This is a genomic window from Streptomyces thermospinosisporus, assembly GCF_039526425.1.
GTDB classification, from domain to species: Bacteria; Actinomycetota; Actinomycetes; order Streptomycetales; family Streptomycetaceae; genus Streptomyces; species Streptomyces thermocarboxydovorans.
Map to the genome: position 1 here is coordinate 43,811 of NZ_BAAAIZ010000017.1, position 6,384 is coordinate 50,194.

General features: G+C 72.8%; 8 protein-coding genes. 5 read left to right on the forward strand and 3 right to left on the reverse strand.

What is annotated here, in order from left to right; all coding sequences use genetic code 11:
• Positions 1-8: 8 nt before the first annotated feature.
• From ABD207_RS07310 to ABD207_RS07320, 3 genes are all read right to left on the reverse strand, one after another.
• Complete coding sequence (locus ABD207_RS07310) at positions 9-491, reverse strand: succinate dehydrogenase hydrophobic membrane anchor subunit (protein WP_344010982.1); 483 nt, start codon at positions 489-491, stop codon at positions 9-11.
• A 5-nt stretch (positions 492-496) separates the two neighbouring features.
• Positions 497-877: a succinate dehydrogenase, cytochrome b556 subunit gene (sdhC, locus tag ABD207_RS07315; protein WP_167993605.1), complete on the reverse strand. Its 381-nt coding sequence runs from the start codon at positions 875-877 to the stop codon at positions 497-499.
• Between the two features lie 211 nt (positions 878-1,088).
• Positions 1,089-1,592 carry a 2-oxo-4-hydroxy-4-carboxy-5-ureidoimidazoline decarboxylase gene (locus ABD207_RS07320; protein WP_344011168.1) on the reverse strand — a complete coding sequence of 168 codons (504 nt, stop codon included), beginning with the start codon at positions 1,590-1,592 and terminating at the stop codon, positions 1,089-1,091.
• A gap of 285 nt (positions 1,593-1,877) precedes the next feature.
• Here ABD207_RS07320 and ABD207_RS07325 point away from each other — a divergent pair, with 285 nt between their 5' ends.
• The 5 genes from ABD207_RS07325 (at position 1,878) to ABD207_RS07345 (ending at position 6,169) form a co-directional block, all read left to right on the forward strand.
• Entirely contained in the window at positions 1,878-3,491 is a 1,614-nt protein-coding gene (locus tag ABD207_RS07325; RefSeq protein ID WP_425580650.1) for a beta-N-acetylhexosaminidase, read from the forward strand.
• 128 nt (positions 3,492-3,619) lie between these two features.
• On the forward strand, positions 3,620-4,126 hold the full coding sequence (locus tag ABD207_RS07330) for a hypothetical protein (RefSeq protein ID WP_344010984.1): 507 nt from the start codon (positions 3,620-3,622) through the stop codon (positions 4,124-4,126).
• Between the two features lie 106 nt (positions 4,127-4,232).
• Positions 4,233-4,796, forward strand: coding sequence for a hypothetical protein (locus ABD207_RS07335; RefSeq protein ID WP_344010986.1), 564 nt, complete (start codon positions 4,233-4,235; stop codon positions 4,794-4,796).
• Positions 4,797-4,929: 133 nt separating this feature from the next.
• Positions 4,930-5,346, forward strand: coding sequence for a hypothetical protein (locus tag ABD207_RS07340; protein ID WP_344010988.1), 417 nt, complete (start codon positions 4,930-4,932; stop codon positions 5,344-5,346).
• Positions 5,347-5,551: 205 nt separating this feature from the next.
• On the forward strand, positions 5,552-6,169 hold the full coding sequence (locus ABD207_RS07345) for an RNA polymerase sigma factor (protein WP_344010989.1): 618 nt from the start codon (positions 5,552-5,554) through the stop codon (positions 6,167-6,169).
• Positions 6,170-6,384: the final 215 nt, after the last annotated feature.

The window sequence follows — 6,384 nt, forward strand, 5'->3', positions numbered from 1 at the left end:
CCCCGTGCCTAGCGGATGTTCGGGTCGAAGGTGAAGATCACCAGCGTGCCCAGCAGGATGGTGAACACCGTGGCGGTGTAGAGCAGGCCCTTGAGCCACAGACGGGTGTTCGTCCGCTCGGCGTAGTCGTTGATGACCGTGCGCAGGCCGTTGGCGCCGTGCAGCATCGCCAGCCACAGCATCGCCAGGTCCCAGACCTGCCAGAAGGGGCTCGCCCAGCGGCCGGCCACGAAGGCGAAGCCGATCTTGGACACGCCGCCGTCCAGCACGAGCTGGATCAGCAGGTGGCCGATGACCAGGACGACCAGCACCACACCGGACAGACGCATGAAGAGCCAGGCGGCCATCTCGAAGTTGCCGCGGGCGGTCTTCGGGGTCTTCTTGGTCCGCTTGCGCGGGGGCTCGATGACCGGCGCCGGGTTGTCGACGGAGTAGAGGGACTCGCCCTCGACGGGGCCGATGCCGGAGGCGGGGGTTTCAGTCGTGGACATGGGCGTCAGCTCCCGAACAGTTCACGAGCGGCGTGGCCGAGGACGGGGTAGATCGCCCCCAGCATCAGCACGACCCACACGGCGACGACGGTCCAGAGCATCTGCTTCTGGTACCGGGCCCCCTTGATCCAGAAGTCGACGGCGATCACACGCAGGCCGTTGAGCGCGTGGAAGAGGATGGCGGCGACGAGGCCGTACTCCAGCAGCGCGACGATCGGCGTCTTGTACGTGGCCACGACCTTGTCGTAGGCCTCCGGGGACACCCGCACGAGAGCGGTGTCCAGCACGTGAACGAACAGGAAGAAGAAAATGAGGACGCCGGTGACTCGGTGAGCCACCCAGGACCACATTCCTTCCCGGCCGCGGTACAGCGTTCCAGCCGGCACGGAAGTTTCCTCCGGGAGCGGGGATTGGGGCCGCGCCGGCTTGTCGTGTCGGTCGGGCCCGGCCGGGTACGGTCCACCGGCCCCCAGCATCGTAGCCATCCGTCGGCGTGGGGCTCAGCGGGGGTCGGGGGGTGTGATCAAAGTGGCACGCTTCTGGGCTAGGGGAGCGGCTTGCGGGGCGGTATGGACGGATTTGCGCCGGGCGCGGGTGTCAGCGGCTGGTCGCGCAGCCCCCGGCGCCCTTGAGGCAGCGGCACAGACGGCCCCTGGCCAGGCGCCGCAGCTGCTCCGCGGCCACCAGGCGCTCCTCCTCCGGATCGTTGGCCAATCGTGACCGGATGTCGCCGAGGATCCGGTCCAGGCGCTCCTCGGCGGGGACCTCGTCCAGGCAGATGACGAACGCGTGTCCGAATCGCGCCTCGTAGGCCGCCTGTGCGGCGTTCAGGGCCGTGTGGGCCGCCGAGTAGGTGTCCTCCGGAAGGGCCGGCAGGGACTCGGCGGCCAGTGCCTCGGCGAGGTCGGCCGCACCCAGGTCGTAGGCCGCCTCGTCGGCGGCGGCCAGCAGGGCGGCCGCGTCCGGGTAGGGGCGGTGGCCGGCGACGAGCCGGGCCCAGGTGGGGCTGTGCAGGCAGGTCAGCAGGGTGCGTTCCGCGATGTCGGGCGGGGCCGTGTTGAAGAGGGTCAGCGGCGATGCGCCGCGGCACTGACCGGGTATGGCGACACGGCCGGGGAGGTCTGGGAGACGGTGCGCAGGCAGCGTAAGTCCTCGTGGGTGTCGCGTGTGGGTCCGGTGGATGGTGTGAGAGTTGTGACATCACGTTATCGAGTGAGTCCACGAGGTGTCCGATCGATGCCGGAAATTCACTCGCACGGGAGAGTTTCAGAACAGCTCGACGACGCCCGTCACCTGGATGGGCCTTAGGTTGGCGGTGTGAGTCAGCACAGGCAGCAGGGGCAGCACCGGCGTCGGGCATCCGTGCAGCGGATCAAGCAGCGACGGGTGGCGGTGGTGGCGCTGACCGCCGCCGCGCTGGTCGCCGGGACCGGTGTCGGCCTCGGACTGTGGGCCTCCGCCGGCGACGGCGCCTCCGAGGGCCCGGCCGCCGCCTCCACCGGGGACCGCGCGGAGGGCTCCGACGAGGCCGCCGGGACCACGCCCGGCGACAGCCCCAGCCCCACCCGCTCCTACCCGCTGTCGAAGGCGCCGCGGACCATACCCGCGGTCCGCGAGCACACCGCCGAACGCGGCCCCGGCTGGCGCCCGGCGCGCGGACACCGGGTGGTCGTGGACGACCCCGCCCTCGCCGACGAGGGCCGGCTGATAGCCGGTGAGCTGGGCCTGACCTACGCGGGGGAGAAGAACGACGAGAAGACCGGCGACCTGCGCCTTGTGCTCAACCGCGACGCCGGGGCGAACCCCGAGTCCTACACCATGACCGTGCGCGGCGGCCGGGTGACCGTCAGCGGACCCGCCGAGGCCGGCGTCTTCTACGGCACCCGCACCCTGAAGCAGGCCGTCAAGGGCGCCGGGACCGCCCCCGAGGGCGTCGTGCGGGACGCGCCCGCCAAACCCCGGCGCGGACTGTCGCTGGACATCGCGCGCAAGCACTACACCGCCGACTGGATCGAGGACCGGATACGCGAGCTCGGCGACCTGAAGTTCAACGAGCTGGGGCTGCACTTCTCCGACGACCAGGGCTTCCGCATCGAGTCCGACTCGCACCCCGAGGTGGTGTCCCGGGAGCACCTCACCAAGGCGCAGGTGAAGCGGATCGTCGACCTCGCCAGGAGCCGGCACATCACCGTCGTGCCCGAGATCGACTCGCCCGGACACCTGGGCGCGGTCATCGCCGCCCACCCGGACCTGCAGCTGCGCAGCACCGGCGGCGGTGCCGTGCGCGGCGCCATCGACATCTCCAAGGAGAAGTCCGCGCGGATCGTCGACGACCTGCTCGAGGAGTACGCCGGGCTCTTCCCCGGCAGCCAGTGGCACCTCGGCGGCGACGAGTACCAGGCCCTGGTGGTCTCCGACCCCGAGGCGTCCTTCCCGGGCCTCGCCGCCGCCGCGCGCGAGCGGTACGGCTCCGGCGCCACCGTCGAGGACCTGACCACCGGCTGGCTCAACGACCGCGCCGCCACCGTCCGCGCCAAGGGCCGCACCCCCCGCGCCTGGAACGACGGCTTCTTCCGCGGCGGCTCGGTGAAGGCCGCCAAGGACATCCAGGTCGCCTACTGGACCGGCAAGGAGATCGGCGCCCGCCAGCCCGTCGAGTACCTCGCCGAGGGCCGCAAGGTCGTCAACTACAACGACGAGTTCCTCTACTACGTCCTCGGCGAGCCGCTGACCTTCACCTACCCGACCGGACAGCGCATCTACGAGCAGTGGACGCCGCGGGTGCTGCGCGGCACCACCGCCGTGCCGGAGCGCTACGACGCCCAGATACTCGGCGGCTCCTTCGCCATCTGGGGCGACCTGCCCCGCGCCCAGACCCAGGAGCAGGTCGCGGCCGGCATCCGGATGCCGCTGCGGGCCACCGTCCAGAAACTGTGGGACCCGGGCCGGCCGGAGCTGTCCTGGACCGAGTTCCGCGCCCTGGCGGACCGGCTCGGCTGACCCCCGGGCCGCCGGGCCCGCAGACCGCACACGTCCGGGCGGATTGCCGCATACGCCTGCGAACTGCCGTACGACTGTGGTGGTGTTCTGCTGAGCCGGAACCGAAACACCAGGGGGAACACCGACACATGGGCTTTTGGGGGTATTTCGTCGTGGGCCGCGCGGAGCGGCCGCTCGCCGGACTGGACGCGCTGGCCGGTGCCGCCCAGGGCATGACCCTGCGCACCTCGGCACCGGGCGGCTGGCAGGTGTGGGAGTACCCGAGCGCCGGCGGCGACATCGGGAACATGAACGACCTCGCCCGGGAGACCGGCGCTCCCGCGCTGTTCGGCTACGTCATGGACAGCGACTGCGTGGTGGTGGAGGCGGCCGCCCCCGAGAGCGGCGCCTGGACGACCTGCCTGGCCCGCACCGCCATGGCCCGCTACATCGGCGGCGGCGAGGAGGAACTCACCGTCGACGACTACTTCCTGGAACCCCGCGACGCCGCCCGGCGCGCCGTCGACTGGGCCGCCGAGGCGGGGCACGCCGTGTCCGCCGACGACCTGGTGGAGGTGCTGTCCGCCGACCCCGACCCGGTGGCCGAAAACCTCTTCTTCCGGCTGCTCGACCGGCTCGGCGTGGTGCCCGAGTGACACTACCGGGCCGTCGCACGCAGTAAGGGGAAATGCGGGCTCCGTGAGGAAGAAGGCCCGTCAGGGCCCCGCCGAGGGCCCGGGAAACCCGCTGAGGGAGGCGTGGATGAGCCTGGTGGAACGGATCGCACAGGCCGACGAGCTCGGGCTGGCCGTGAGCGGGTTGGCTTGTTTGGATCGGTGCGTGCCCCTGCTGGGCGGCGACGACGAGGTGCTGCGCCCGCTGTGGGCCGGCCTGTCCGTGGACGCCGACCCGGGCGACTGGCCGGAGCAGCTGGCGAAGGTGCGCGACAAGCTCGACCAGCCCGGCGGCGACGACGAGGCCGTCACCCTCGCCCACCGCATGCTGGAGGCCGCCCCGGCCGAGCGCTCGGCCGGCGACCTGCGGCCGTGGGCCGACGCCAGCTCCGTCGCCGCCCTGCGCATCCACCGCCTCCTCGACGGCGCCGACCCCGCCGAGGACCCCGCCCGCAGCGTCGACGCGCCCCGCGAGGGCCGCACCGACGGCATGTCCCCGCTCGTCGCCGCCGAACTGCGCCGCCAGGTCACCGTCCTGGAGGTCCTCTCCGCGCACGGCCCGGCCGGGCTGCGCCGCGCCCTGGAGGTGACCACCGAGGGCCGCCGCGTCCTGCGCGCCGCCCTCTCCCGCCGCAGCCGCCGCGACGGCTAGGGAACCCGCCCGGACCCCCGTCTGTGACAGAGGTGCGGGGGAGGTGGGGCGGGCCTGCGCCGATCCGGCGCCGGTTGCGGGAACACGCCCGGATCCCGGTGACGGAACACGGTGCCACCGCGCTCTTCCTCATGTGACGACTGCGACGAACGCGACGACCCAGCAGCACACCACCCGGCCCAGCGCCGCCGCCAAACCCGTCCGGTGGGCGGCCGACACCGTGGCCGCGATGCGCGAGGGAGCACGGCTGCGCCTCGACTACTCGGCCCGCAGCCTGTGGAGCGTCGACCGGATGATCGAGGGCATCCGCCGCGAGTCCGCCCCGTACCCCGCCGTGGAGACGGTGCTGCGCGGCTTCGGGGCCTACGCCGGTGAGGTGATCGTCCGTCAGACCGGCGGCGAGTGGTGGGCCTCGGGCGGCGACCACTGGGTGCGCACCCCGGACGGGCACCTCTGGGACCCCATCGAGGAGGCCCGCCGCTGCTACACCGGCGACGGCTCCCTGCGCCTGCTCTGCCGGGACGCCACCCGCGGAACCCCGAGGCGCTGAGAACGGCGCGCACCCCGGCGACATGGCCCCCGGAACCTCCGGAACCTCCGGAACCTCGCGGACACAGCCGCCCACCCGGCTCCGTCACGGCCCCGCTGTGACACTTGCCGACGGCCCGGCGCTGTTGACCGTGGAGGACGCAGGCGAGAACGACCGTGCCGAACGGTGCGGAGTCGCTACGAACCGGTACGGACGAGGACAGTTCTTGGGCCAGGCAGGCGAACCCCGCCGCGTGCACGCGCACGACGGGGAACTGGGCGCGGCCGTCGCGCGGGCCCAGGAGGGCGACGAGGCCGCCTTCGCGGTCGCCTACCGCCTCGTGCAGCCCGGACTCCTCGGCTATCTGCGCGGACTGGTCGGCGACGACGCCGAGGACGTCGCCTCCGACGCCTGGCTGGAGATAGCCCGGGACCTCGGCCGGTTCCGGGGCGACGGTGCGGGCTTCCGCGGCTGGACGGCGACCATCGCCCGGCACCGCGCACTGGACCACCTGCGGCGGCAGCGCGTACGGCCCCAGGGCACCGCGCTGGAACAGGACGTGCTGGACCTGCCCGGCCCGCACAGCACCCACGACCAGGTGCTGGAGTCGCTGTCCACCGAGTACGCCCTGAGGCTGATCCGCTCTCTGCCCCGCGACCAGGCCGAGGCGGTGCTGCTGCGAGTCGTCGTCGGCCTCGACGGCAACGCCGCCGCCCGCGTCCTCGGCAAGCGGCCCGGCGCGGTGCGCACCGCCGCCTACCGGGGCCTGAAGCGCCTGGCGAAGGAACTCGGCGCGACGGGTGTGACGGATGACCGGCGTCGCACGCTGGGGGAGTCGAAGTGAAGGGGCCCAGCCTCGGCGCCGGCCGGACGGCGCGGCGGATGAGAAGGCTGGGACCGAAGAGCCGTACGTACGGGCGCGGGCGCACGGCCGGCACACAGGACACGTCGGACGGGTCGCGCAACCGGACGGGAACGGACAGCGGACATGGGTGAACGGCACAGCGGCCAGACGTCCTCCGGCCGTCGGCACGCCGACGGCCGCACCGGCGTCTTCGA